This window comes from Staphylococcus sp. EG-SA-2 (genome assembly GCF_017152085.1).
Genome location: NZ_JACYHC010000251.1, coordinates 1 through 487 on the forward strand (window position 1 = coordinate 1; position 487 = coordinate 487).

1 pseudogene is annotated in these 487 nt (G+C 25.3%); it reads right to left on the reverse strand.

What is annotated here, in order from left to right:
* Positions 1 to 101 precede the first annotated feature (101 nt).
* Positions 102 to 487, reverse strand: a pseudogene (locus tag IDG60_RS02455) (endonuclease III domain-containing protein); the annotation flags it as partial.

Sequence of the window (487 nt, forward strand, 5' to 3'; positions counted from 1 at the left end):
CTTTATATGCTTCTATTTATTATATAAGTCCACATACTAAAAGAAAATAGTAAATTATTTTTTATATTTCATATAAACTCATCTATCTAACTTCACAGCGTTTACTTTTTAAAGTAAGGTTCTAAAAAATCATAATTCTTTATATCTTTGTCTCTAAAGTAATGTTTACCAAATACATCTAACAGAGCATGAAATTCATTAGCATCTTGATTTGTAAAATGATTTGGTAATGTGACTACTTTTTTTAATTGATCATAATTTTTAGTGTTTTCATATCCTAATTTATCATATATTTTTCTTGTATAGCTATCTGGAATAAATTCAATACGTCCGAATATATAAACAAGTAAGACATCTGCTGTTTCACTTCCAATACCTTTCAAAGATAATAATTCTTTTCTTAATCCACCTTTATATCGCTCATTAATCTCTTGATAATTGAAATGATGTCGTGCTAACCATGTTAATAATGTTTTAATCGTCAGTG